This window comes from Pseudarthrobacter ribosi, from assembly GCF_055412865.1.
Window position 1 is genome coordinate 49,704 of sequence record NZ_JBVAYZ010000003.1, and the last position, 25,116, is coordinate 74,819.

The 25,116-nt window shown below is 67.0% G+C and carries 18 protein-coding genes and 1 tRNA gene; 17 read left to right on the forward strand and 2 right to left on the reverse strand.

The window, feature by feature from the left end:
* Window positions 1-72: 72 nt before the first annotated feature.
* The 7 genes from ACZYZ5_RS03875 (at window position 73) to ACZYZ5_RS03905 (ending at window position 7,626) form a co-directional block, all read left to right on the forward strand.
* Window positions 73-147: transfer RNA gene (locus tag ACZYZ5_RS03875), tRNA-Pro, on the forward strand.
* 69 nt (window positions 148-216) lie between these two features.
* Window positions 217-1,626, forward strand: a complete 1,410-nt coding sequence (gene tig / locus ACZYZ5_RS03880; RefSeq protein ID WP_463899317.1) for a trigger factor — start codon at window positions 217-219, stop codon at window positions 1,624-1,626.
* Between the two features lie 245 nt (window positions 1,627-1,871).
* Window positions 1,872-2,513 carry an ATP-dependent Clp protease proteolytic subunit gene (locus tag ACZYZ5_RS03885; RefSeq protein WP_282380143.1) on the forward strand — a complete coding sequence of 214 codons (642 nt, stop codon included), beginning with the start codon at window positions 1,872-1,874 and terminating at the stop codon, window positions 2,511-2,513.
* Window positions 2,514-2,551: 38 nt separating this feature from the next.
* Complete coding sequence (locus tag ACZYZ5_RS03890; RefSeq protein WP_282380489.1) at window positions 2,552-3,211, forward strand: ATP-dependent Clp protease proteolytic subunit; 660 nt, start codon at window positions 2,552-2,554, stop codon at window positions 3,209-3,211.
* Window positions 3,212-3,425: 214 nt separating this feature from the next.
* Window positions 3,426-4,706 (forward strand): ATP-dependent Clp protease ATP-binding subunit ClpX, encoded by a 1,281-nt coding sequence (gene clpX, locus ACZYZ5_RS03895; protein ID WP_463899318.1) that lies wholly within the window; start codon window positions 3,426-3,428, stop codon window positions 4,704-4,706.
* A 105-nt stretch (window positions 4,707-4,811) separates the two neighbouring features.
* Window positions 4,812-5,423, forward strand: coding sequence for a mycothiol-dependent nitroreductase Rv2466c family protein (locus ACZYZ5_RS03900; RefSeq protein WP_463899319.1), 612 nt, complete (start codon window positions 4,812-4,814; stop codon window positions 5,421-5,423).
* A gap of 388 nt (window positions 5,424-5,811) precedes the next feature.
* A complete protein-coding gene (locus tag ACZYZ5_RS03905; protein ID WP_463899320.1) occupies window positions 5,812-7,626 on the forward strand; it encodes a glycoside hydrolase family 15 protein in 1,815 nt (604 codons plus the stop codon).
* Window positions 7,627-7,686: 60 nt separating this feature from the next.
* On the opposite strand, the gene valS is transcribed toward ACZYZ5_RS03905, so the two are convergent.
* The gene (gene valS, locus ACZYZ5_RS03910) at window positions 7,687-10,365 is read right to left on the reverse strand and encodes a valine--tRNA ligase (protein ID WP_463899321.1); all 2,679 of its coding nucleotides are present in this window, start codon (window positions 10,363-10,365) and stop codon (window positions 7,687-7,689) included.
* Between the two features lie 96 nt (window positions 10,366-10,461).
* On the opposite strand from valS, the gene ACZYZ5_RS03915 reads away from it, so the two are divergent.
* From ACZYZ5_RS03915 to ndk, 6 genes are all read left to right on the forward strand, one after another.
* Window positions 10,462-10,833, forward strand: a complete 372-nt coding sequence (locus tag ACZYZ5_RS03915; RefSeq protein WP_463899322.1) for a DUF488 domain-containing protein — start codon at window positions 10,462-10,464, stop codon at window positions 10,831-10,833.
* Between the two features lie 17 nt (window positions 10,834-10,850).
* Entirely contained in the window at window positions 10,851-11,624 is a 774-nt protein-coding gene (locus ACZYZ5_RS03920; protein ID WP_463899323.1) for an SDR family oxidoreductase, read from the forward strand.
* 452 nt (window positions 11,625-12,076) lie between these two features.
* Window positions 12,077-15,481 carry an isoleucine--tRNA ligase gene (ileS, locus tag ACZYZ5_RS03925; RefSeq protein WP_463899325.1) on the forward strand — a complete coding sequence of 1,135 codons (3,405 nt, stop codon included), beginning with the start codon at window positions 12,077-12,079 and terminating at the stop codon, window positions 15,479-15,481.
* Between the two features lie 3 nt (window positions 15,482-15,484).
* On the forward strand, window positions 15,485-16,843 hold the full coding sequence (locus ACZYZ5_RS03930) for a bifunctional folylpolyglutamate synthase/dihydrofolate synthase (protein ID WP_463899326.1): 1,359 nt from the start codon (window positions 15,485-15,487) through the stop codon (window positions 16,841-16,843).
* 3 nt (window positions 16,844-16,846) lie between these two features.
* Window positions 16,847-17,290, forward strand: a complete 444-nt coding sequence (locus ACZYZ5_RS03935; RefSeq protein WP_463899327.1) for a DUF4233 domain-containing protein — start codon at window positions 16,847-16,849, stop codon at window positions 17,288-17,290.
* Between the two features lie 40 nt (window positions 17,291-17,330).
* Entirely contained in the window at window positions 17,331-17,750 is a 420-nt protein-coding gene (gene ndk / locus ACZYZ5_RS03940) for a nucleoside-diphosphate kinase (RefSeq protein ID WP_463899328.1), read from the forward strand.
* Between the two features lie 103 nt (window positions 17,751-17,853).
* Here ndk and ACZYZ5_RS03945 read toward each other — a convergent pair whose 3' ends face one another.
* Window positions 17,854-18,525, reverse strand: coding sequence for a vitamin K epoxide reductase family protein (locus ACZYZ5_RS03945; RefSeq protein ID WP_463899329.1), 672 nt, complete (start codon window positions 18,523-18,525; stop codon window positions 17,854-17,856).
* Between the two features lie 472 nt (window positions 18,526-18,997).
* Here ACZYZ5_RS03945 and ACZYZ5_RS03950 point away from each other — a divergent pair, with 472 nt between their 5' ends.
* The 4 genes from ACZYZ5_RS03950 (at window position 18,998) to rpmA (ending at window position 25,083) form a co-directional block, all read left to right on the forward strand.
* Entirely contained in the window at window positions 18,998-22,291 is a 3,294-nt protein-coding gene (locus ACZYZ5_RS03950; RefSeq protein WP_463899330.1) for an Rne/Rng family ribonuclease, read from the forward strand.
* Window positions 22,292-22,475: 184 nt separating this feature from the next.
* Entirely contained in the window at window positions 22,476-24,095 is a 1,620-nt protein-coding gene (locus ACZYZ5_RS03955) for a bifunctional hydroxymethylpyrimidine kinase/phosphomethylpyrimidine kinase (protein ID WP_463899331.1), read from the forward strand.
* 354 nt (window positions 24,096-24,449) lie between these two features.
* Entirely contained in the window at window positions 24,450-24,758 is a 309-nt protein-coding gene (rplU, locus tag ACZYZ5_RS03960; RefSeq protein ID WP_282380108.1) for a 50S ribosomal protein L21, read from the forward strand.
* A gap of 61 nt (window positions 24,759-24,819) precedes the next feature.
* On the forward strand, window positions 24,820-25,083 hold the full coding sequence (gene rpmA, locus ACZYZ5_RS03965; RefSeq protein WP_120949928.1) for a 50S ribosomal protein L27: 264 nt from the start codon (window positions 24,820-24,822) through the stop codon (window positions 25,081-25,083).
* Window positions 25,084-25,116: the final 33 nt, after the last annotated feature.

Sequence of the window (25,116 nt, forward strand, 5' to 3'; positions counted from 1 at the left end):
AACCCAATTCAAGGCCCCGGTGTCAAATGTGCAAACCGGCGCAATTTGGCCGTAGACTGTTCTGTGCACTTACGGGGTGTAGCTCAGCTTGGCTAGAGCACCTGCTTTGGGAGCAGGAAGTCGCAGGTTCAAATCCTGTCACCCCGACTCTGCAGGTACTGCCAGACCCTTGGCGGTGCAGAACCCCACCCCCTAAAAACCAGGAGTACTTAGACTGTGAAGAGCGCTGTCGAGAACCTCACCCCCACGCGGGTCAAGCTCAATGTTGAGGTCCCCTTTGAGGAATTGAAGCCCAGCATCGCAGAGGCATACAAGACTGTTGCTTCGCAGATCCAGGTCCCCGGCTTCCGCAAGGGCAAGGTCCCCTCCAAGCTCATTGACCAGCGCGTCGGCCGCGGCTACGTGCTGGAGACTGCCATCAACGAAGGTCTCAATGGCTGGTACCAGGCAGCCGTTCAGGAAACCGGCATCCGGCCGCTGAGCCGTCCCGAGGTCGAAATCACCGAGGTTCCGGACCCGTCCGCCACCGACGGCGAACTGAAGTTCCACGCCGAGGTTGACGTCCGCCCCGAGATCGAACTGCCCGACTACGCCGGCATCAAGGTTGAGGTTGCCGCCGCTGAGTCCACCGACGCCGACGTCGACAAGGCCCTGGACGAACTCCGCGGCCGCTTCGGCACGCTGAAGTCCGTGGACCGTCCGGCCGCCGACAAGGATTTCCTGACGATCGACATCACCGCCACCATCGACGGCGCCGAGGTTGATTCCGCCACCGGCCTGTCCTACCAGGTCGGCGCCGGCACCATGCTCGAAGGCCTCGACGAAGCCGTCACCGGTCTCAGCGCCGACGAGGACGCCATCTTCGACACCACCCTCGTGGGCGGCGAGCACGCCGGCGAGTCCGCCCAGGTCAAGGTTGTCGTCAAGTCCGTCAAGGAGCGCGAGCTTCCCGAGGCCGACGACGATTTCGCCCAGCTGGCCTCCGAATTCGACACCCTGGCGGAGCTCCGCGAGGACCTCGCCAAGCAGGCCGCCGAGTCCAAGGTTGTCGAGCAGGGCGTCGAAGCCCGCGACAAGGTCCTCGACAAGCTCGTTGAGCTCGTAGCGGTCCCCGTCCCGGATTCCGTCGTCGAAGAGCAGCTCGAGCAGCACTTCAACGCCGAGAACGCCCACGGTGAAGGCGAGCACGACACCGAAGAGCACCGCGCCGAGGTCAAGGCCAACACGGAGCGCGCCTTCCAGAACGAGATCATCCTTGACGCCATCGCCGAAAAGGAAGAAGTCAATGTCAGCCAGAACGAGCTGATCGACTACATCGTCACCACGGCCGGCCAGTACGGCATGGACCCCAACCAGTTCGCCCAGATCATCGATCAGAGCGGCCAGGTCCCGATGATGGTTTCCGAGGTCCGCCGCCGCAAGGCACTGGCCGTCGTCCTGGGCCAGGCCGAGGTCACCGACGCCGAGGGCAACAAGGTTGACCTCAGCGACTTCGTCCGCCCCGGCGGCGACGAGGCAGCGGCCGAGGCCGCTGCCGGGACCGAAGCCGATGTCGAGGACGCCGCTTCCGAGGAAGCAGCAGCCGAGACCGCGAAGAACGATGACCCGGCAGCAGTGAAGTTCTAGCACTTTCTGTTCCCGCAGTTCCTGCCGCACCCCCGGATCACTGGCCCGGGGGTGCGGCTTTTTAAGCCCGTGATGAACCCTCCCGGGCAATCGTGCGCCGTCAGCGAACAGCCCCGCGCCTGAGCACAATGCGGCCGGGAAAACCGTTAGTGTCCATGTAGGAAAGTTCAGTGATGTCGTCCAGTGGCGTCACCGTCGCCAGCGAGAGGTAAGTACACATGTCACAGCAAGCAGGGGCACCCCGGATGGCTACTGTCGATCCGGCAGCCCAGGATAACTACATTTACAACCGCCTGCTGAAAGAGCGCATCATCTGGCTCGGCTCCGAGGTCCGCGACGAGAACGCCAACGCGATCTGCTCGCAGCTGCTGCTGCTCTCGGCCGAGAACCCCGAAAAGGATATCTACCTCTACATCAACTCGCCGGGCGGCTCCGTCACCGCCGGCATGGCCATCTACGACACGATGCAGTTCATCCCGAACGACGTCGTCACCGTCGCCACCGGCCTCGCCGCCTCGATGGGACAGTTCCTGCTCTCCTCCGGCACCAAGGGCAAGCGCTACGCCACCCCCAACGCCCGCATCCTGATGCACCAGCCCTCCGGCGGTATCGGCGGCACGGCCTCGGACATCAAGATCCAGGCCGAACTCATCCTGCACATGAAGAAGGTCATGGCCGAACTGACGGCCGACCAGACCGGGCAGACGGTCGAGACCATCCTCAAAGACAACGACCGCGACAAGTGGTTCACGGCCAAGGACGCCCTCGAATACGGTTTCTTCGACAAGATCGCGGCGCACGCGGGATCCGTGGCCGGCGGAGGCGGAACCAACGCCGACAACACCGCCTCAGTCACCGACTCAACCGACGACGCCACCGAGAACTGACCGGCACGCAGACAGCAATGAATTCAGGAGCAATGAACATGAACTACAACTTCGGTTCGACTGCCGGTAACCTGCCGAGCAGCCGCTACGTGCTGCCGCAGTTCGAAGAGCGCACTCCCTACGGCTTCAAGCGCCAGGACCCGTACACCAAGCTGTTCGAGGACCGGATCATCTTCCTGGGTGTCCAGGTCGACGATGCCTCGGCCGACGACGTGATGGCGCAACTGCTCGTGCTCGAGTCCACCGACCCGGACCGCGACATCACCCTCTACATCAACTCTCCGGGCGGCTCCTTCACCGCCATGACGGCGATCTACGACACCATGACGTACATCCGCCCGGAGATCCAGACCGTCTGCCTCGGCCAGGCCGCCAGTGCCGCCGCCGTGCTCCTCGCCGCCGGCACGCCCGGTAAGCGCCTCGCGCTGCCGAACGCCCGCGTCCTGATCCACCAGCCCTCGCTCTCCGGCGGCCAGGGCGGCCAGGCCTCCGACCTGGAGATCCAGGCCGCTGAGGTCATGCGCATGCGCGCCTGGCTCGAGGACACGCTGGCCAAGCACTCCGGCCGGACGCCGGAGCAGGTCAACAACGACATCGAGCGCGACAAGATCCTCACCGCGGCCGAGGCCATGCAGTACGGACTGATCGACCAGGTGCTGGATTCCCGCAAGATGAAGCCCCAGGCGATTACCAAGTAGCAGGCCATCACATCACAAGCAGTACCCGACGCCGGTGCGGCCCACTTTTGTGGCCGCACCGGCGTCGGCATTCCACCCATCAGGCCCAAAGTGACCTAGAGTGGAACATGTCACGGCTGGCGCCTTCCAAGGCGCGTCCGTGATTCCAGTAACGGGTGCAGCGCTGCGCAGGAGTAGAACACGGCCGGCAGCAAGATTCTAAAGGGGTTCACATATGGCTCGGATTGGCGAGAGCACGGATCTGCTGAAGTGTTCGTTCTGCGGAAAGAGCCAGAAGCAGGTCCGGAAGCTCATTGCCGGGCCCGGCGTCTACATCTGCGACGAGTGCATTGAACTCTGCAACGAGATCATTGAAGAAGAACTCGCCGAAGTAGCTGACCTGGGAAGTTTTGAACTGCCCAAGCCCCGCGAGATCTTCGACTTCCTGCAGGAATACGTGATCGGCCAGGAGCCCGCCAAACGCTCCCTCGCCGTCGCGGTCTACAACCACTACAAGCGCATCCAGGCCGGGCACGCCCCCAAGAGCGGCAGCCTCGCCGAAGGCGTCCATCACGACGACGTCGAGATCGCCAAGTCAAACATCCTGCTGATCGGCCCCACCGGCTGCGGCAAGACCTACCTCGCCCAGACCCTGGCCCGCCGCCTCAACGTCCCCTTCGCCGTCGCCGACGCTACCGCGCTGACCGAGGCCGGCTACGTTGGCGAGGACGTCGAGAACATCCTGCTCAAGCTCATCCAGGCGGCCGACTACGACGTCAAGAAGGCCGAGCAGGGCATCATCTACATCGATGAGATCGACAAGATCTCACGCAAGAGCGAGAACCCCTCCATTACCCGGGACGTCTCGGGCGAGGGTGTGCAGCAGGCCCTGCTGAAGATCCTCGAGGGCACCGTCGCCTCGGTTCCGCCCCAGGGCGGCCGCAAGCACCCGCACCAGGAATTCATCCAGATCGACACCACCAACGTGCTCTTCATCGTCGCCGGCGCCTTCGCCGGCCTCGAAGAGATCATCGGTTCACGGTCCGGGCGCAAGGGCATCGGGTTCGGAGCCCCGCTCAACGAGGTCAAGAACAATGCCGACTCCTACGGCGAGGTCATGCCCGAAGACCTGCTGAAATTCGGGCTCATCCCGGAATTCATCGGCCGCCTCCCGGTGATCACCACGGTCTCCAACCTGGACCGGGCCGCGCTCATCCAGATCCTGTCCACGCCGAAGAACGCCCTCGTGAAGCAGTACCAGAAGATGTTCCAGCTCGACGGCGTGGAACTGGTCTTCGACGAGGAGGCGCTGAACACGATCGCGGACCAGGCGCTGGAACGCGGCACCGGCGCCCGCGGGCTCCGGGCCATCATGGAGGAAGTCCTGCTCCCGGTGATGTTCGACCTGCCCAGCCGCGACGACATCGCCACGGTCGTTATCACCGAGGACGTGGTCTCCAAGAAGGCGGCGCCCACGATGATCGCCCACGACGTCAAGCGCCGCAAGTCTGCCTGATCCGGAATAAACCGGCGCCGCTGCCCGCTGTAACTTGTGGTGCGCCCGGTCGTTGGGCCGGCGCTGTGTACCTTTTTCCCCGCAGACTTCCCAAGGAGAACACCCGTGCCTGAAACCAACAAAGCCGACTTCTGGTTCGACCCGATGTGCCCCTTTGCCTGGGTAACGTCCCGCTGGATTAGCGAGGTGGAAGACGTCCGCGACATCAGCACCGAATGGCACGTCATGAGCCTCGCCGTGCTCAACGAGGGCCGCGAGGAGCTCCCGGAGGAGTACAAGGCGTTCCTCACCAAAGCCTGGGCGCCGGTGCGGGTCATCACGGCCGCCGCCGAGCAGTACGGCGCTGAGCACGTCAAGGCGCTCTACGACGCCATGGGCACCAAAATCCACAACGAGGGCAACAAGGACATCGCCGAAGTCATCTCCAAGTCCCTCGCCGAGGTCGGCCTGCCCGCGGAACTCGCGGCAGCAGGCGGGAACGATGACTTCGACACCGCGCTGCGCACGAGCCACGAGGCCGGGATCTCGCTGGTGGGCCAGGACGTCGGCACGCCCATCGTTGCCTTCAACGGCACCGCCTTCTTCGGCCCCGTGCTCACGCGCATCCCGCGGGGCGAGGAAGCCGGCCGCCTGTGGGACGCCTCGGTGACGCTCGCGTCCTTCCCGTACTTCTTCGAAATCAAGCGCAGCCGCACCGAAAGCCCCGTCTTCAACTAGGAGCCCGGGCGGGCCTAGAAGGCCCGGCGGGCACGAAAAGCCCCGGCAGAACTACTCCGATGTAGTTCTGCCGGGGCTCTTGTGCATCCGGGCGGCCGGGATCACAATTGTATGTACCCACTTCGAAAGAAGAGGGACGCAGGAACCAAAGATTCAGTGACACTCATCCGACGCAGCCTTCGGCAAAGTCAGATGATGGCTACCAGTGACGAGGTAGGAAGACCTGAAAATCCAAGGATTCTGCCAGATTGTCTAAGACGTCACGTGACAATCGAAAAGTCGAAGCCCCACCAACGGCAACACGCTGATGGGGCTTCCCCTTTGCCCAAAAACAGTTTTCGCCCAGCACAGCTTTACCGGACCGGCTCAGCCCACGAACAGGGTGCCCATGAGCAGTGAACCCATTGCCAACTACGCCCTGTTGTCCGGCTGCTCCTCGGCAGCCCTGGTCAGCGCATCCGGCTCGATCGACTGGCTGTGCTTCCCGCGTTTTGACAGCCCTTCGGTGTTCGGACGGCTGCTCGGCCCCGAGGCCGGCTTCTGGTCGATCCGCGCCGTCGGGTCCCACACCACCGCCCGCCGCTACGTCGGCCCCACGATGGTCTTGGAGACCACCCACACCTCCGCGGAAGGTAGCGTCACAGTCACCGACGCCCTCGTGCTCGGCGACGGCAAGCGGGGCCACGACCTGGGCGCGGACTCACCCGCATCCCTGCTGCGCCAGGTGAGCTGCACCGCGGGGACAGCGGAGCTGGACATCGTCTTCAGCCCCCGCCCGGACTACGGCCTCAGCCGTCCCCGGCTGCGGGCGGTCGACGGCGGACTCGTGGCCAGCGCGGGAACCGAGCTGCTGACGTTTTCCAGCCCGGTCGCCTTCGAGCTCCACGATGGCACCGCAGAGGCCAGGCTGACCCTTGCCGCCGGAGAGGTTGCCGGTTTCGCCCTCCAGCACCAGGCCGCTGCCGACGGCGGCGGGCCTGGCTGGAGCCAGACAGGCATCAGCCGCCGGCTCGACGACACTGTTCAGGGCTGGACCAGCTGGGCCGAAATGCACCAGCACTACCAGGGACCCTGGCAGGAGCTCGTCGCCGGCAGCGGACGGGTCCTGCAGGCCCTCACCTACTACCGGACCGGAGCCATCGTGGCCGCCCCGACCACGTCGCTACCGGAGGTGGCCGGGGGCACCCGCAACTGGGACTACCGGTACACCTGGATCCGGGACGCCAGCATGACCCTGCAGGCACTCTGGGTGTCCGCCTGCCCGGACGAGGCAGGGAAATTCTTCCAGTTCCTCGCCACGGTGGCAGCACGCCAGCTGGCCGGCGGCGAGGAGCTGCAGATCATGTTCGGCATCGGCGGGGAATGCGAGCTGCCCGAACGCGAGCTGGGGCACCTGCCAGGATGGCGCGCCAGTACCCCGGTCCGGGTTGGCAACGGCGCCTGGAACCAGCGCCAGCTCGACGTCTACGGTGAACTGCTCGACGCCGCCGCCACGTTGCCGGAGTACCTCGCGGAGCTCGCACCGGACACCCGGCGCTTCCTTGCCGATGCGGCCGACGCGGCAGCCGCACGCTGGCGCTCGGCGGACCACGGCATCTGGGAGGTGCGCGGGGAGCCACGCCACTATTTGCACTCCAAGCTCATGTGCTGGGTCGCCGTCGACAGGGCCATCAGCCTTGCCGCGATCCTAGGGACGCCCGAGCGGATCCCGGGCTGGGCGGAGGCTCGTGAGCAGATCGCAGCCTCCATCCGTGCCGAGGGCTGGAGTCCTGCAGCGGGTGCCTACACCCAGGCCTACGGCTCCGAGGACCTGGACGCGTCGGCGCTGATGCTCGCCATCGTGGGCTTCCTGCCCGCGGACGATCCGGGCATGCGTGCCACGATCGAGGCGATTGACCAGCGGCTCACCGATCCCCGAGGGCTGGTCTACCGCTACCGCGCCGAAGACGGCTTCGCCGGCGAGGAAGGGACCTTCCTGTTATGCACCTTCTGGCTGGCGCAGGCGCTGGCCCTCGCCGGCGAGACCGGCCGGGCGCGCGAGGTCTTCGCGCGGGCCGCCGGGTTCGCCACTGACCTCGGACTGCTGGCAGAGGAAGTCGCTCCGAACAGCCGCGAGCTGCTGGGAAACTTCCCGCAGGCGTTCAGCCACATCGGCCTGGTCAACGCGGCCTGGGTCATCAGCGAGGCCGAGCGGACCGGATAGCAGAAAGGGAGGCGTTCCGCCCGGACCGAGCCCGGCGGAACGCCTCCCCCGCCTCAACGGCTAGGCCTTTGCGGGCTCCTCAGCGGGCGGGGCCAGGACGACGTCGCTCACGGCCAGTTCGCCGTTGCCGCCCACCAGGGTCAGCTCGCGCGCGTTGGCCGCAGCCTTGAGGTCGGCCAGGCCGGCCTTCAGCTGCGTGGTGAGGGACTCCGGGGCCGTGATGGTCGCCGAGAGCACCTCGGTGCGCTGCTTGACCTTGGCCTCCGACTTGGCCTTGCGGATGCCGCTGAGCGCGGTCCCGACCGTGGCCAGCAGCGTGGTGTCGCCGTCGATCTCGACGGCGGACGGCCACTGGGCGCGGTGCACGGAACCGGTGCGCCACCAGCTCCAGACTTCCTCCGTGGCGAAGGGCAGGAACGGGGCGAAGAGGCGCAGCAGCGTGTCCAGGCTCGTCGCCAGCGCCGCGAGGACGGACGCCTGCTCGGCCTCGCCGGCGGCACCGTAGGCGCGGTCCTTGATGAGCTCCACGTAGTCATCGGTGAAGTGCCAGAAGAAGCTCTCCGTGATCTGCAGGGCCCGGGCGTAGTCGTAGTTTTCGAACGCCTTCGTGGCCTGCTGGACCACGTCGGAGAGCTGCGCCAGCACGGCCCGGTCCAAGGGGTTGATCAAGGGCCCCGACGCGAGTGCTTCTTTCGCGGTGGGTCGATCAACCCCGGGGTTGCCCAGCACGGACAGGTCACCGGACACCACCGAGTTTTCCGTGGCGCCCAGGTTCAGCACGAACTTGGAGGCGTTGAGCAGCTTGATCGCCAGCCGGCGGCCGATCTTCATCTGCGCGATCTCGTAGGCCGTGTCCGCGCCGAGCTTGGCCGAGGCCGCCCAGTAGCGGACGGCGTCCGAGCCGTAGTCCTCCAGCACGTCGGTCGGGACGATCACGTTGCCCTTGGACTTGGACATCTTCTTGCGGTCCGGGTCCAGGATCCAGCCGGAGATCGCCGCGTGCTTCCACGGCGCGGAGTCCTGCAGGGCGTCCGCGCGCACCGCGGAGGAGAACAGCCAGGTCCGGATGATGTCGTGGCCCTGCGGGCGCACGTCGAAGGGGTAGACCTTGGCGAAGAGCGCCTCGTCGGTGCTCCAGCCGCCCACGATCTGCGGGGTCAGCGAGGATGTGGCCCAGGTGTCCAGCACATCGGCGTCGCCGGTGAAGCCGCCCGGCAGATCGCGCTGGGCCTCCTCATAGCCCGGGGCCGCGTCCGCGGCGGGGTCCACCGGGAGCTGCGCATCGGACGGGACGAGGGGAGTGGCGAAGTCGGGGTTGCCGTCGGCGTCCAGCGGGTACCAGACGGGCACCGGCACGCCGAAGAACCGCTGGCGGGAAACCAGCCAGTCCCCGTTCAGCCCCGAGATCCAGTTCTCGTAGCGTGAGCGCATGAAGGCCGGGTGGAAATCGATCTCGTGGCCGCGGGCAATGAGCCGCTCGCGGCGCTCCGCGTCCCGGCCGCCGTTGCGGATGTACCACTGGCGCGAGGTCACGACCTCGAGGGGTTTGTCGCCCTTTTCGAAGAAGTTCACCGGGTGCATGATCTTCTTCGGTTCCCCGTCGAGGAGTCCGGCGGCGGCCAGGAGCTCCACCACGCCCTCCTTGGCGCTGAAGACCGTCTTGCCGGCGATCGACTCGAAGGTGGCACGGCCTGCGGCGGTGGTGATCCACTCCGGGGTCTCGCCGATGATGCGCCCGTCGCGGCCGACGATCGCCCGGGTGGGCAGCTGGAGTTCGCGCCACCAGGTGACGTCGGTAAGGTCGCCGAAGGTGCAGACCATCGCGATGCCGGAGCCCTTGTCCGCCTTGGCGAGCGGGTGGGCCTTGACCTCCACCTCAACGCCGAACAGCGGGGAGGTGACCTTCTTGCCGAACAGCGGCTGGTACCGTTCGTCGTCGGGGTTCGCCACCAGCGCGGCGCAGGCGGCCAGCAGTTCCGGGCGCGTGGTCTCAACGTAGATCTTCTCGCCGTCTTCGGTGAAGAAGGGGTAGCGGTAGTACGCGCCGGCGACCTCGCGGTCCTCGAGTTCGGCCTGGGCCACCGCGGTGCGGAAGGTGACATCCCACAGGGTGGGGGCCTCGGCCATGTAGGCGTCGCCGGCGGCGAGGTTCGCCAGGAAGGCGCGCTGGGAGATGGCGCGGGACTTGTCGTCAATCGTGCGGTAGGTCAGGTCCCAGTCCACGGACAGGCCGAGCGTCTGGAACAGGTTCTCGAAGACTTTCTCGTCCTCGACGGCGAGTTCCTCGCACAGTTCGATGAAGTTCCGGCGCGAGACCACGTCGAAGTCGCGCTGGTTCTTGGCGGGCTCGGCCGGGGGCCGGTAGCCGGCGTCGTACGCCGTGGTCGGATCGCAGCGCACGCCGTAGTAGTTCTGCACGCGGCGCTCGGTGGGCAGGCCGTTGTCGTCCCAGCCCATCGGGTAGAACACGTTCTTGCCGGTCATGCGCTGGTAGCGGGCCAGGACGTCGGTCTGGGTGTAGGAGAACATGTGGCCGACGTGCAGCGAACCCGACGCCGTGGGCGGGGGAGTGTCGATCGAGTACACCTGCTCCCGCGTGGTGTCCGGGTTGAACTTGTAGGTCCCTTCGTCAAGCCAGCGCCGGGTGAGGGCGTCTTCCAGCCCCTCCAGGGCGGGCTTGTCCGGAACGTTGATGGGGGCGGTGGTGGGCGTGTCTGTACCCTGCGTGTCTTCAGCCATGGGCCCAATTCTTCCATTACTTCGACCCCTGAAGACACCGGGGAGGGGTTGTCCGGGTGTGGCCGCAGCGGAAGTAACGTGAAGTAGCATGCGCAGATGGGCAATTCTCAGGGAAGTTCTGCCGGAATCTTCGCGATCAAGCGCATCTATGACGAACCCGCCGACGACGACGGCTGCCGGGTTCTCGTGGACCGGCTCTGGCCGCGCGGGGTCAGCAAGGAACGCGCCCGCCTGGTGTTGTGGCTCAAGGAGGTCGCACCGAGCCCGCCGCTGCGGACCGAGTTCGCGCACATGCAGGAACGCTTCGACGACTTCCGCGCCGCCTATGAGGCCGAGCTGGACGGCAACCCGGCCGTGCAGACGCTCCGGGATCTGGCCGCGGAGCACGGGAAGGTGACGCTGCTGTTCGGGGCCAGGGACCCGCAGACCAACCACGCCCGGGTGCTGCAGGAGTTCCTGCAGCGCTAAGCCGTTACTGTGGAGCCATGACTGAGGAAATCGACATCAAGGCATCAGCAGCCAAAGCAGCGGTTGTCACCGGCGCCAGCACCGGAATCGGCGAGGCCACCGTGCGTGCGCTCCGGACCGAGGGGTGGACCGTATACGCCGTCGCCCGCCGTGCGGACCGGCTGGAAGCGCTCGCCGCGGAAACCGGCGCCATCGCGCTTCCGGCGGACGTGACCGAGGACGCCGACGTCGCCCGGCTCCTGGACGAGGTGGCCCGTGCCGGCGGCATCGACACGCTCATCAACATCGCCGGCGGCGCCCGCGGCGCGGACAAGTTGGCCGAGGCCAAGACCGAGGACTGGGAATGGATGTTCGAGGTCAACGTCCTGGGCACCATGAAACTCACCCGGGCCTTCCTTCCGATGCTCCGCGCCTGCGGTGAAGGCACCGTCCTGAACCTGACCTCGACGGCGGGACTGTCCGCCTATGAGGGCGGCGCCGGCTACAACGCGGCGAAGTTCGCCCAGCACGCGCTTACCGGGGCGCTGCGCCTCGAGGAGGCCGAGCACAACCTCCGCGTGATCGAGGTTGCCCCCGGCCTGGTCCAGACGGAGGAGTTCGCGCTGAACCGCCTCGGCGACGAGTCGGCCGCCGCCAAGGTGTATCAGGGAGTCGAGAAGCCCCTCACCGCGGCGGACGTCGCCGACGTCGTCCGTTTCGCCGTCGTCGCTCCGCACCACGTCAACCTGGACCAGATTGTGATCCGCCCGGTCGCCCAGGCTTCCAACTACAAGCTGATCCGCAAGGGCTAGCCGCCGCGCCGGGGCGCGGCGTTCACCCGGTGGCCGTTCACGCAGGCACCGGGCGCGCCGCTGTCCCGGTGGCCGGGACGGCCAGGGTCGCCGTGATGGCGCCGTGGTCCGTCCCGGCATCACGGGATTCCGGGTAGGCACTGCGGGCCCGTTCCAGTTGTTAGACTTCATACAGCAGCTTTGACCCGGCCATCACCGGTGAGCTTCCGGAAGAACGCCCCGGCGCCACGACTTTCCTGCAACTTAGTGCGCCAGGGCCGGTAGAACCGGACGGGTAAGCCCGTCACAGCAGTAATGAGCGGCCGACGCCGGTGCTTCCCCACGGGGGAGCGGAACCGGTGCCGGTAAGTGAGGTGGTACCGCGGCGCCGGTGTTGTCGAAAGACAGCGCAGGGTCCGTCCTCGCATCCTGAATGAATCCATTTGTTCACTAGCTCAACCCAGGATGTCGAGATGACTTATTACCCGAAGGCCTCCGCCGCCACGTCCGGCGCAGGCGCCACCACCTCTGCTTCCAACACCGGTGCTTCCAACACCTCTGGTGTATCGGCCTCCGTGAAGTTCCCGGAGATCGAAGAGCGCATCCTCAGGTACTGGGACGAGGACGGCACCTTCCAGGCCAGCATCGACCAGCGCCCCTCCGATCTTCCTGGCGGAAAGCGTGGCAGCAACGAATTCGTCTTCTACGACGGCCCCCCCTTCGCCAACGGACTGCCGCACTACGGCCACCTGCTGACCGGCTACGCCAAGGACCTCGTGGGCCGCTACCAGACCCAGCGCGGACGCCGCGTCGAGCGCCGCTTCGGCTGGGACACCCACGGGCTGCCCGCCGAGCTGGAAGCCATGAAGCAGCTGGGCATGACGGACAAGACCCAGATCGAGGCCATGGGCATCGACAAATTCAACGACGCCTGCCGTGCCTCCGTGATGAAGTACGCCGATGAGTGGCAGAGCTACGTCACCCGCCAGGCGCGCTGGGTCGACTTCGAGAACGACTACAAGACGCTCAACGTCGAGTACATGGAGTCCGTGCTCTGGGCCTTCAAACAGCTGCACGAAAAGGGCCTCACCTACAACGGCTACCGCGTGCTGCCGTACTGCTGGAAGGACGAGACGCCGCTGTCCAACCATGAACTGCGCATGGATGACGACGTCTACAAGAACCGCCAGGACCAGACCGTCACCGTCACCTTCCCGATCACGGCAGGGGAGTCGGAGCTGTCCAGGCAGCTCGCCGGCGTGCAGGCGCTCGCCTGGACCACGACGCCCTGGACGCTGCCCACCAACGCGGCGCTCGCGGTCGGGCCTGCCATCAGGTACGTGGTCCTGCCGGCCGGACCCAACGGCGTCAAGGCCGCCACCGCGGACGCACCCGTCACGGGCAGCTTCCTGCTAGCCGCCGAACTGCTCGGCACCTACGCCAAGGATCTTGGCTACGGCGACGGCGCCGAGGGTGCCGCCGCGGCCGAGGCCGCGGTCACCTCCAGCCACACCGGCACCGAACTTGAGGGCCTGGCGTACGAGCCCCTCTGGGACTACTTCGCTGACGACGAGAAGTACGGCAACCAGAACGCCTGGCGCTTCCTCGTGGCCGATTACGTCACCACCACCGACGGTACCGGCCTCGTCCATCAGTCTCCCGCCTACGGTGAAGACGACCAGAAGGTCTGTGAAGAGGCCGGCATCCCCGTTGTCCTCTCCGTGGACGAAGGCGCCAAGTTCCTGCCGCTGTTCAGCCACGGCCCGCTTTCCGAGATCGCGGGATTGCAGGTCTTCGAGGCCAACAAGCCGATCACCCAGGTGCTGCGCGCCCAGGGCCGCCTGGTCCGCCAGGCCAGCTACGAGCACAGCTACCCGCACTGCTGGCGCTGCCGGAACCCGCTGATCTACCGCGCCGTGTCCTCCTGGTACGTCGAAGTCACCAAGTTCAAGGACCGCATGTCCGAGCTCAACCAGGACATCAACTGGATCCCGGGCAACGTCAAGGACGGCCAGTTCGGCAAATGGCTCGCCAACGCCCGCGACTGGTCGATCAGCCGGAACCGCTACTGGGGCAGCCCCATCCCGGTCTGGCAGTCCACCGACCCGGACTACCCGCGCACCGACGTCTACGGCTCGCTGGCCGAGATCGAGGCCGACTTCGGCCGGCTGCCGCTGAACAAGGCCGGCGAGGTGGACCTGCACCGGCCGTTCATTGACGAACTGACCCGCCCCAACCCGGACGACCCCCGCACCCCGGCGGAGGGCCAGTCCGTGATGCGCCGCGTCGAGGACGTCCTGGACGTCTGGTTCGACTCCGGCTCCATGCCCTACGGCCAGGTCCACTACCCGTTCCAGAATGAGGAATGGTTCGACACGCACAACCCGGCGGACTTCATCGTCGAGTACATCGGCCAGACCCGCGGCTGGTTCTACATGCTGCACATCCTCTCCACCGCGCTGTTCGACCGGCCGGCCTTCCGCAACGTCATCAGCCACGGCATCGTCCTGGGCTCGGACGGGCAAAAGATGTCCAAGAGCCTGCGCAACTACCCGGACGTCTCCGAGGTCCTGGACCGCGACGGCTCCGACGCGATGCGCTGGTTCCTGATGTCCAGCCCGATCCTGCGCGGCGGCAACCTCGTGGTCACCGAACAGGGCATCCGCGACGGCGTCCGCCAGGTCATCCTGCCGCTGTGGAACGTGTACAGCTTCTTCACGCTGTACACGAACGCCGCTAACGCTGCTGCTGGACAAGCGTCCGGCTATGACGCGCAGCTGCGCTACGACGGCTACTCCGACACCCTGGACCAGTACCTGATGGCCAACACCGGCGACCTGGTCCGGAACATGACCGCGCAGCTGGACAGCTACGACATCTCCGGGGCCTGCGACGAACTGCGCAGCTACCTGGACATGCTGACCAACTGGTACGTCCGGCGCAGCCGCCAGCGCTTCTTCGACGAGAACGTGGACGCCTTCGACGCGCTGTACACCGCGCTGGAGACGGTCTGCCGGGTCTCGGCCTCGCTGCTGCCGCTGGTCTCCGAGGAGATCTGGCGCGGCCTCACCGGCGGGCGCTCCGTGCACCTGGCCGACTGGCCGGACGCGGAACTGTTCCCGGCCAATCCGGTCCTCGTCGAGGCCATGGACCGGGTCCAGCAGATCTGCTCCACCGGCTCCTCGCTGCGCAAGGCCGCCAACCTGCGCGTCCGGCTGCCGCTGCAGGAACTCACCGTCGTGGCACCCGGCGCCGACGCCCTGGAAGGCTTCGCCGCCGTCGTCGCCGATGAGCTGAACCTGCGCTCCGTCCGCCTGCTCGACGCGGAGGCCGCCTCCCCGGCGGAGTTCGGCATCGAGCAGAAGCTCGTGGTGAACGCCCGGGCCGCGGGCCCGCGGCTGGGCAAGAACGTCCAGCAGGCCATCAAGGGAGCCAAGTCCGGCGACTGGTCGCTCAGCGAAGCTGGCGTGGTCACCGCCGGCGGCCTCGAACTGGAGCCGCAGGAATACGCCCTGGAAACCGTCGTGGCGGAAGCCGCGGAAGGCGAGGGATCCCGCGCGGCGGCGGTCCTGCCGGGCGGCGGCTTTGTGGTCCTCAACACCGAGGTCACCCCGGAGCTCGAAGCCGAAGGTGCGGCCCGCGACATGGTCCGCGCCATCCAGCAGGCCCGCAAGGACGCCGGACTCAATGTCAGCGACCGGATCCGCACCACTGTCACCGCACAGCAGGACGTCGTCGACGCACTGCTGGCCAACGCGGAACTCGTCAAGACCGAAACCCTGACCATCGAGCTGGAAACTGTTGCGGCCGACGTCAAGGAACCCCAGGTCACCGTGGCCAGGAAACAGGTCAGCATTGCCAAGAAAGTTGAGGCGTAGTCCATGACCGACGAATTCTCCGTAGAAAGCGTCTACGCCGAGCTGCTGGGCCGGGCGCCGGAAAACAAAATGGAACCGCGGCTGGCCCCGCTGCACCGGGCCATGGACATCCTGGGGGAGCCGAACAAGGCGTTCCCGATCATCCATGTCACCGGCACCAACGGCAAGACCTCCACAGCCCGCATGATCGAGGCCGGGCTGCGCGCGCACGGGCTGAGTACCGGGCGGTACACGAGCCCGCACCTGTCCAGGGTCACCGAACGGATCAGCATCGACGGCGACCCGGTGCCGGATGAGACCTTCGTCCGGATCTGGGACGAGATCCGCCCGTACCTGGCCATCGTGGACAGCGAACTCGAGGCCGAAGGCCAGCCCCGGCTGACGTACTTCGAATGCCTCACCATCCTCGGCTTCGCCGTCTTCGCGGACCAGCCGGTCAACGTCGCCGTCATCGAGGTGGGCCTGGGCGGGATCACCGATGCGACCAACGTCGGTGACGGCCAGGTCTTTGTCGTCACGCCGATCTCGCTGGACCACACCGACCTCCTGGGCGACACCACCGAAGACATCGCGCACGAAAAGGCCGGCATCATCAAGCCGGGCGGTTTCCTCGTCAGCGCCGCCCAGCCCCGCGACGCCGCCCAGGTGCTGCTGGAAAAGGCCAAGGAAACCAACGTCCCGTTCCGCTTCGAGGGCGTCGAGTTCGGCGTCGAATCCCGCACCGTGGCCGTCGGCGGCCAGATGGTCACCATCCAGGGCATTGCGGGCCGCTATGAGGACCTGCTGGTGCCGCTGCACGGCGCGCACCAGGCCGAGAACGCCGCCGTCGCGATTGCCGCGCTGGAGGCCTTTTTCGGCGCCGAAAAGGCGCTCGACGCCGGGCTGGTGCAGGAGGCGTTCGCCTCCGTCACCTCGCCGGGCCGGCTGGAGGTGGTGCGCACCGCGCCGACCATCATCGTGGACGCCGCGCACAACCCCGAGGGCGTCCGGGTCTCCGCCGAGGCCATCCACGAGGCGTTCAGCTTCACCAAACTGGTGGTGGTGGTGGGTGTCCTGCGGGAAAAGGACGCCGAGGAAATCCTCCGGCAGCTCAAGGAATCCCTCGGGGACCTGGCCGCCGAATACTGCTTCACGCAGTCCAACTCGCCCCGCGCTGTGCCGGCCGAGGACCTGGCGGAACTCGCGCTGGAGCTCGGTTTCGGCGAGGACAACATCCACGTGGCCGAAAAGCTGGACGATGCCCTCGAGTGGGCCGTGGAACGGGCCGAAGCCAACGATGACCTCGCCGGCGGCGTCCTCGTCACCGGGTCCATCACGCTCGTCGCGGAAGCCCGGATCCTGCTCGGAAAGGCGGACGCGTAGCCCATGGCGAAACTCACCAAAGCCCAGCGCGAATGGCAGCCCGGCATGCCCAAGAAGCGCCGCTCCACCAAAGTCATGTTCGCCTCGACGGTGCTGCTGCTGGAGGCCTTCGTGGTCCTCTTCGGCACCCTCACCGTCTTCGGGCTGCGCCGGGACGAATTCCCGCCGGTGCTGATCTTCTCGGTCGGGATCACGCTAAGCCTGGTCTACGCCTTGACCTGCGCGGTGCTGACCAAACCGTGGGGAGTGGCCCTGGGCTGGATCCTGCAGATCGTGCTGATCCTGACCGGCATCCTGGAACCGGCCATGTTCCTGGTCGGGGGACTCTTCGCCGTGGCCTGGTGGTACGGCATCCGCACCGGCATCCGGATCGACCGGGAAGCCGCCCAGCGGGAACGCGAACAGGCCGCCTGGGACGCAGCCCACCCCGAAGATCAAAGCAACTAGACTTATTTCCGAATCCCACCCCCAACACATTGGAGCAGCTGTGAGCATTGAGCGCACTCTCGTCCTGATCAAGCCCGACGGCGTCACCCGCAACCTGACCGGCAGCATCATCGCCCGCATCGAGGCCAAGGGCTACACCCTGGCCGATCTCAAGAAGGTCGACGCGAGCCGCGAACTGCTGGAGCAGCACTACGAGGAGCACGTGGGCAAGCCGTTCTACGAGCCGCTGGTCGAGTTCATGCTCAGCGGCCCGGTCGTCGCGGCGATTTTCGAGGGCCACCGCGTGATCGAGGGCTTCCGCTCGCTCGCCGGCACCACGGACCCGACGACGGCGGCCCCCGGAACCATCCGCGGCGACTTCGGCCGCGACTGGGGCCTGAAGGTGCAGCAGAACCTGGTCCACGGCTCGGACTCCGCGGAGTCCGCGGAGCGCGAGATCAAAATCTGGTTCCAGGACTAACTTCCGGACCCGACTCCCCGCCGAGGTGACAGTTAAGGCCCATGTTCATCATGAACATGGGCCTTAACTGTCACCTCGCGGTGGTTTATCGCGGGTCGTGCGCCTAGTAGCCGGAGGTCCCGATGAAGACCTGGATGAAGGCGAAGAAGATGGTGGCGACCACGGCGACGTAGAGCAGCGCCGTGATGATCCAACCGGAGTCGCCCAGGATCCTGGTGGCGCCGGCGGGCAGGCGGATGACGCCGTGGGTCACGTTGCGGACGGTGACCCAGACGAACAGGGGAATCATCGCAGCCCAGACGACCATGCAGAACGGGCACAGGATGTGAATGGAGTACAGCGCCTGGGACCAGAGCCACACCACGAACGCGAAGCCCAGCGTCACGCCGGCCTGCAGGCCCAGCCAGTACCACCGGGCGAACGTCGCTCCCGCGAGCATACCCATGGCCGTGGTGATGACGACCGCGAACGCCACGATCCCCATGAACATGTTGGGGAAGCCAAACACCGAACCCTGCCAGGTCTGCATGACCTGCCCACAGGAGATCCAGGGGTTCACATCACACACCGTCACGTGGCTGGGATCCTTGAGGACCTCCAGCTTTTCCAGCACCAGGGCCCCGGAGGCCAGCCAGCCGACGACGCCGGTGATCAGCAGGAGCCACGCGAACGGGCGGTCGCGGGTCATCGGAGGCAACGGCCGTTCCGCGACGGACGTGCTGGAGCCTCGCTGCTGCGCGGCCGCCTCGTCGGTGGCACTGGAGATTGTGGGCATGGAATGAAAGTCCTTTGGTCGGTGCAACTGGTCCGATTCTATCGCCGGAGACTGGATGGAGTCCGGGAAGCGTGGTGCGGTCCCCAGTGATTCGGTCCGCGGTGCGGGCCGGATGCCTCGCTTACGCCTGATTTCGCGGGTCCTGTGAGACAATGATCGTGGCTGGAACCCGATCCACATCCGGATTCCGGTCCGGCGACTTTGTTCCCAAGACCGCCAATGATGAGCAGGGAGCCACGGATCCTCTGATCCAGGCTGTCCCGCAATGCCATTGGACGGCACCTGGTTGTGACGTGTAGATCAACGGGTTTCAGAACAATTCCGCCGGCCCTCCAGGGCTGCCGCACCCCACTGCCGGTGCGAACCTGAGGGTATCCAATTGACTTCTGTCAATGCCTGCGGGTGTTGACAAATAATTGCCCCAAGGGGTGCCGGATGTGGCGGCAACTCAGGGGCAGGAGTGTCGCCACATATGGATAATGACCAGGTTGTAACGGCTAACGACTACGCCCTCGGTGCCGATGAATCAGCAGACGCCGCAGTTGCGGCAACGCCGCCGAAGCGGCCTGTCCGGACCCGCCGCAAGGCACTTCCGAAGAAGGATGCCCCCGCGGACGCATCGGACACGGCAGCCGCTTCCGAGGACGCAACCGACGCGGCGGTCACCGCCGAGGCAGCCGAGGCTCCGGCCGCGGAAGCTAAGGCCAAGGCACCCGTCCGCCGCTCCCGCACCCGCAAGGTCGCCGCCCCGGCCGAACCCCTCCCGGCCTTCGCCGACGACGACGCTGCTGCCGCCGTGCCCGCGGCAGAGACCGCCCCTGCCGCAGCCGCCGCTGACGTTCCGGTGGAGAAGCCGGTACGGCGCCGCGCCAGCCGCGCCAAGGCCGCTGCCCCCGCCGTGGAGACCCCGGCCACCGAGGCCCCGGCCGCTGAGACGCCCTCCACCGAGGCGCAGGCCGCTGATGCCCCTGCAGCGGCAGACGCCGCCGTGACGCCGGACGCAACGGCCGCAGCTGCCCCCGCGGAAGCAGCAGCCGCTGCGCCTGCAGCAACAGAAGCAACAGAAGCGCCCGCCGCAGCACCGTCCGCCGCCGCCTCGCTCTTCCTCGAACCGGGAGCGGTCACCTCGATGATCTTCCAGGCCCCCGACCTGGCCACCGCCGTGCGCCCGGCCCCGGCGGCCGCCGCAGTGGCGGAAGCCGATGAAGAAGAGGGCGAGGAAGGCGAAGGCGAGGACGCCGGAAGCCGCCGTCGCCGCCGCAGCCGCGGACGCCGAGGCCGCAGCAGCCGCGCATCCGACGGTGAGCCCGGCGCCGAGAACGAATCCGAAGACGCCGGAGAAGAAGCGGAAGAGGACTCCGAGGAGCAGCTCGAAGACGGTGTGACCTCGCGCCGCCGTCGCCGCCGCCGCCGTGGTGACCAGGACCTGGAACTGACCGGCGGGGACGACAACGACCCGCCCAACACGGTGACCCGCGTCCGGGCGCCCCGCGCAGCCACCGAGGCGCCCGTCAACAACCGCGTCACGTCCCTGAAGGGCTCCACCCGGCTTGAGGCGAAGAAGCAGCGCCGCCGCGAATCCCGCGACACCGGCCGCCGCCGCACCGTCATCACCGAGGCCGAGTTCCTGGCCCGGCGCGAATCGGTCGACCGCCAGATGATCGTCCGCCAGCGCGACGACAGAATCCAGATCGGCGTCCTCGAGGACGGCGTCCTGGCCGAGCACTTCGTGTCGAAGACCCAGCAGGATTCCCTGATCGGCAACGTCTACCTGGGCAAGGTCCAGAACGTGCTGCCGTCCATGGAAGCCGCCTTCGTCGATATCGGACGCGGCCGCAACGCTGTGCTTTACGCCGGGGAAGTCAACTGGGAATCCGTCAACCTCGAGGGCAAACAGCGCCGGATCGAGAACGCGCTGAAGTCCGGCGACTCCGTGCTGGTCCAGGTCACCAAGGACCCGGTCGGGCACAAGGGCGCCCGCCTCACGAGCCAGATCTCGCTGCCCGGCCGCTACCTCGTGTACGTTCCCGGCGGTTCCATGACCGGAATCTCACGCAAGCTGCCCGACGTCGAACGCAACCGCCTGAAGCGGATCCTCAAGGACCGCCTGCCGGAAGATGCCGGCGTCATCGTCCGCACAGCCGCCGAGGGTGCGTCCGAGGAAGAGCTCACGCACGACATCAACCGCCTCCGCGCCCAGTGGGAAGGCATCGAGGGACAGTCTTCCTCGACCAAGATCCTCGCCCCCGAGCTGCTCTACGGCGAACCCGATCTGACCATCAAGGTGGTCCGTGACGTGTTCAACGAGGACTTCTCCAAGCTGATCGTCTCCGGTGAGGAAGCCTGGGACACGATCGAGGCCTACGTCACTTACGTGGCGCCGGACCTCGTGGGCCGGCTGGAGAAGTGGACCAAGGACACGGACATCTTCGCCGCGTGGCGCATCGACGAGCAGATCCACAAGGCACTGGACCGCAAAGTCTTCCTGCCCTCCGGCGGATCCCTCGTGATCGACCGCACCGAAGCCATGACCGTGGTGGACGTCAACACCGGCAAGTTCACCGGCAGCGGCGGCAACCTTGAGGAAACCGTCACCAAGAACAACCTCGAAGCAGCCGAGGAAGTCGTCCGGCAGCTGCGGCTCCGCGACATCGGCGGCATCATCGTGATCGACTTCATCGACATGGTGCTCGAATCCAACCGCGACCTCGTGCTGCGCCGCATGGTGGAGTGCCTGGGCCGGGACCGGACCAAGCACCAGGTCGCCGAGGTGACCTCGCTGGGCCTGGTGCAGATGACCCGCAAGCGGATGGGCACCGGGCTGCTGGAAGTCTTCGGCGAGCAGTGCGAAACCTGCGCCGGCCGCGGCATCGTCACCCACGACGAGCCGGTGGAGCACCGCCGCGCCAACGTCGTGGCGGCCGAGCACCACGTCCCGCGGACCGAGCACCAGCCCGCCGCACGGACGGAACGCAAGAGCCGCCGCCGCGGCAGGGGCGGCCAGGGCGCGGACGAGCAGTACGCCCCGGCAGCAGTCCACCCCGAGCCCACAGAGGCCGAGCGCCACGCCAAGGCCGAGGCCACCCGCGCCGCGCTGGCGAACATCGCGGCAGCGGCGCACGCCGCTCACCTGCACGACGGGGAGGCAGCCACCGCTGCCGACGCCGGGACCCGCCAGGCCGCCCTCGAGGCAGCCGTCGAGCTGGCCGCGACGGAGGAAGCTGCGGGACGTCCCGCCGCCGTGCTGACCTTCGGCGGCGAGCAGGTCGCCCTGCCGTTCGTGGAACACGCCGACGAGACGAACGCGCCCTCGCTGACCCTGGATCTCCTGACCGAGGCCTTCGCCCACCTGGGTGAAGCCGAGGCAGCCGCGGCTCCGGCCGCGCAGGAACCGGCTCTGCAGGAAACGGCTGCGCCGTCCGTGACTGCCCCGGCAACAAAGGCCCCGGCAGCCCGGACCGCAACGGCCGCTCCGGCGCGCGCGGGCGGAACCGGACCGGGACGCGCCCAGGCTCCGGGTTCCCAAACCGAGGCGGAAGCCGAGGCCGGCACCTCCCGGGCCCGCCGCGGACGCCGCAACCGCAGCGCCAGCCGCGCCCAGGGCGCAGCCAACGAGACCTCGGTGGAACAGCGCCAGGAAACCCGGCAGACCGCCGCCGTTTCGGTGCATGAGGCCAAGGTCCCGGCAGCCACCACGCCGGCGGCCAAGCCTGCCGCGACCGAGCCGATCATCCTCGGCGTCGGGGTTCCGGCTTCGGAGCTCTAACAGCGGAACAGTTCAGCAAGACCGCGGGCGCGGTCCGGACGGCGTAGCAATACGACCAGGTTCGGGCCGTGCCCGCCGCTTCGTTAAGGGATGCGGCTAGGCTGGGTCCCTGACACGGGGTGCCGCGCATCGAGCCGGCTGAGATCCAGACCCGTTGAACCTGTCGGTTAGCACCGGCGAAGGGATGTCTCTCTTGACCGCTACCTCATCGTTTCTTCCGTGTGTTCCTGCCCCGGCGGCACCACGGATCCCGCGCGTGCTCGCGATCGCCGGTTCCGATCCCTCCGGCGGCGCCGGAATCCAGGCCGACCTCAAAAGCATTGCCGCGCACGGCGGCTACGGCATGGCGGCCATCACCGCCCTGACCGCGCAGAACACCCGCGGCGTCAGCGCCGTACATGTCCCGCCGGCGGCGTTCCTCACGGCACAGCTGGACGCCATCAGCGAGGACATTAGCATCGACGCCGTCAAGATCGGCATGCTGGGGGACGCCGAGGTGATCGACGCCGTCCGCACGTGGCTGGAGAGGGCCCGGCCCGCCGTCGTGGTCCTGGATCCCGTGATGGTCGCGACGAGCGGCGACCGGCTGCTGCAGGAGTCCGCCGAGGCGGCCCTGCAGGCGCTGCTGCCCTACGCCGACCTGATCACCCCCAACCTCGCCGAACTCGCCATCCTGCTCAAAGAACCCGCCGCCGGGAACTGGGCCGCGGCCCTGCAGCAGGGCAAACGGCTCGCCGCCCAGACGGGGGCCACGGTCCTGGTGAAGGGCGGCCACCTCGACGGCGGCAGCGGCGCCGGGGGCGCCTGGGCCCACCAGGAAGGCGGCGCCGGCTGCCCGGACGCGCTGGTCAACACCGTCGGGCTGCTGGCCCAGGACGTCGTCGTGGTGCCGGGGGAGCGGGTGCCCACCCGCAACAGCCACGGCACCGGATGCTCGCTGTCCTCGGCGATGGCGACCGTGCAGGCCAGAATCATGGGACACGACGGTCCGGGGGACTGGGAGGCGGCGCTCCGCCAGGTCAAGCCGTGGCTGCAGGAGGCGCTGCGCGCCTCGGCGGACCTCGACGTCGGCGCCGGCAACGGCCCGGTGCATCATTTCCACCACGTCCAGCAGCACACCCAGGACCATGGCAGGACCGGCCGCGTCCCGGCGGAGGGTGCCTTCGCCGCGGCGCTGCGGGACGCGGCAACGGCGGACCTCGACGCGATTTACGGCCTGGACTTCATCAGGGCGCTGGCCGACGGGTCGCTGCCGGAGAAGGAGTTTGCCTACTACCTCGCCCAGGACGCCCTGTACCTGAACGGCTATTCCCGGGTCCTGGCCCGCGCCGCCGCGATCGCGCCCACGGAGGCCGAGCAGCTCTTCTGGGCCCGTTCCGCCCAGAACTGCCTCGAAGTGGAGTCGGAGCTGCACCGGACCTGGCTGAGCACCCGCACCGCCGAGGTGATGCCGGGGCCGGTCACCAAGTCCTACGTGGACCATCTGCTGGCCGCCTCGGTCACCGGCAGCTACGGGGTGCTGGTGGCCGCGGTGCTGCCGTGCTTCTGGCTCTACGCCGAGGTCGGGGAGACCCTGCACGGGCAGTTCCTCGCCGCCGGCGCCCCGGACGCGCACCCGTATGCGGTATGGCTGCGCACCTACGCGGATGAGGAGTTCGCCGCCGCCACCCGGCAGGCGGTCGCCTATGCCGACGCGGCGGGACGGGCGGCCTCGGAGAGCGAACGACTGGCCATGACCGTGGCCTTCCGGCAGTCCGCCCGGTACGAGGTCGATTTCTTCGACGCGCCGCGGCTGCACGCCTGACCCGGGGAGCCGGGCGAAGCCTGTACGATAGGTGGGCACGGTTCCGGAAGTCGTTGCGGCAACACCCTGTCCATACAGAGTGGCGCCTACCACGTACCTCCCTTCGGAACCAGCCTCATTTGCGGCCGAAGGCAAAATTAGCGTAGTCTAGATCTTCGGTGCTTACGCCAACACTTGGGTTATGACCTTGAGGACGCTCCACTTGATTTCGAGTGCGATTGTCCACGGGATAGCTCATGGGTCCCCCCGGGGAACCCACCGGCGTAGAGGCACAGCGTGAGCCGGACCAGAAACTTTGGACCCAGGTTCCGCACGCAAATCTAGTAATAAACGTCGAGAGAAGTGAGTTCCCCAGTGGTGTACGCGATTGTCCGCGCAGGCGGCCGCCAAGAGAAGGTTTCCGTTGGAGACTTCGTTACCCTGAACCGCGTCCCCGGTGGAGCCGGCAGCACCTTTGAGTTGCCCGCACTGCTCCTGGTAGACGGTGACAAAGTCACGTCTGCAGCTACGGACCTGGCCAAGGTAAAGGTTACGGCTGAGATCCTTGAGGACCTTCGCGGTCCCAAGATCGTCATCCAGAAGTTCAAGAACAAGACCGGTTACAAGAAGCGCCAGGGTCACCGTCAGGAATTGACCAAGGTCAAGATCACCGGTATCAAGTAACTAATCGTTACTGTTCAGGTTTTCAGCAGATTCCCCAGAATTTTAAGGCAGGCATTTCCAAATGGCACATAAAAAAGGCGCGAGTTCCACTCGCAACGGTCGTGACTCAAACGCCCAGTACCTCGGCGTCAAGCGCTTCGGCGGCCAGGTAGTTTCCGCAGGCGAAATCATCGTCCGCCAGCGTGGCACCCACTTCCACCCGGGCGCCGGCGTTGGCCGTGGCGGCGACGACACCCTGTTCGCCCTGACCCCCGGCGCTGTCGAGTTCGGCACCCGCCGCGGTCGTCGCGTTGTGAACATTGTGACTGCAGCAGCTGCAGAGTAACAACAAGTCTGAAATCGGTGGGGCGGGCCATTA

Bases quoted from the DNA above. Each gene is read 5' to 3' on its own strand.
- ACZYZ5_RS03930 (WP_463899326.1), top strand. From the start codon at position 15,485: ATGACCGACGAATTCTCCGTAGAAAGCGTCTACGCCGAGCTGCTGGGC.
- ACZYZ5_RS03905 (WP_463899320.1), top strand. From the start codon at position 5,812: ATGAGCAGTGAACCCATTGCCAACTACGCCCTGTTGTCCGGCTGCTCC.
- ACZYZ5_RS03920 (WP_463899323.1), top strand. From the start codon at position 10,851: ATGACTGAGGAAATCGACATCAAGGCATCAGCAGCCAAAGCAGCGGTT.
- valS (WP_463899321.1), bottom strand. From the start codon at position 10,365: ATGGCTGAAGACACGCAGGGTACAGACACGCCCACCACCGCCCCCATC.
- rpmA (WP_120949928.1), top strand. From the start codon at position 24,820: ATGGCACATAAAAAAGGCGCGAGTTCCACTCGCAACGGTCGTGACTCA.
- ileS (WP_463899325.1), top strand. From the start codon at position 12,077: ATGACTTATTACCCGAAGGCCTCCGCCGCCACGTCCGGCGCAGGCGCC.
- ACZYZ5_RS03890 (WP_282380489.1), top strand. From the start codon at position 2,552: ATGAACTACAACTTCGGTTCGACTGCCGGTAACCTGCCGAGCAGCCGC.
- ACZYZ5_RS03915 (WP_463899322.1), top strand. From the start codon at position 10,462: ATGGGCAATTCTCAGGGAAGTTCTGCCGGAATCTTCGCGATCAAGCGC.
- ACZYZ5_RS03955 (WP_463899331.1), top strand. From the start codon at position 22,476: ATGTCTCTCTTGACCGCTACCTCATCGTTTCTTCCGTGTGTTCCTGCC.
- ACZYZ5_RS03950 (WP_463899330.1), top strand. From the start codon at position 18,998: ATGGATAATGACCAGGTTGTAACGGCTAACGACTACGCCCTCGGTGCC.
- clpX (WP_463899318.1), top strand. From the start codon at position 3,426: ATGGCTCGGATTGGCGAGAGCACGGATCTGCTGAAGTGTTCGTTCTGC.
- ACZYZ5_RS03935 (WP_463899327.1), top strand. From the start codon at position 16,847: ATGGCGAAACTCACCAAAGCCCAGCGCGAATGGCAGCCCGGCATGCCC.
- ACZYZ5_RS03945 (WP_463899329.1), bottom strand. From the start codon at position 18,525: ATGCCCACAATCTCCAGTGCCACCGACGAGGCGGCCGCGCAGCAGCGA.
- ACZYZ5_RS03885 (WP_282380143.1), top strand. From the start codon at position 1,872: ATGGCTACTGTCGATCCGGCAGCCCAGGATAACTACATTTACAACCGC.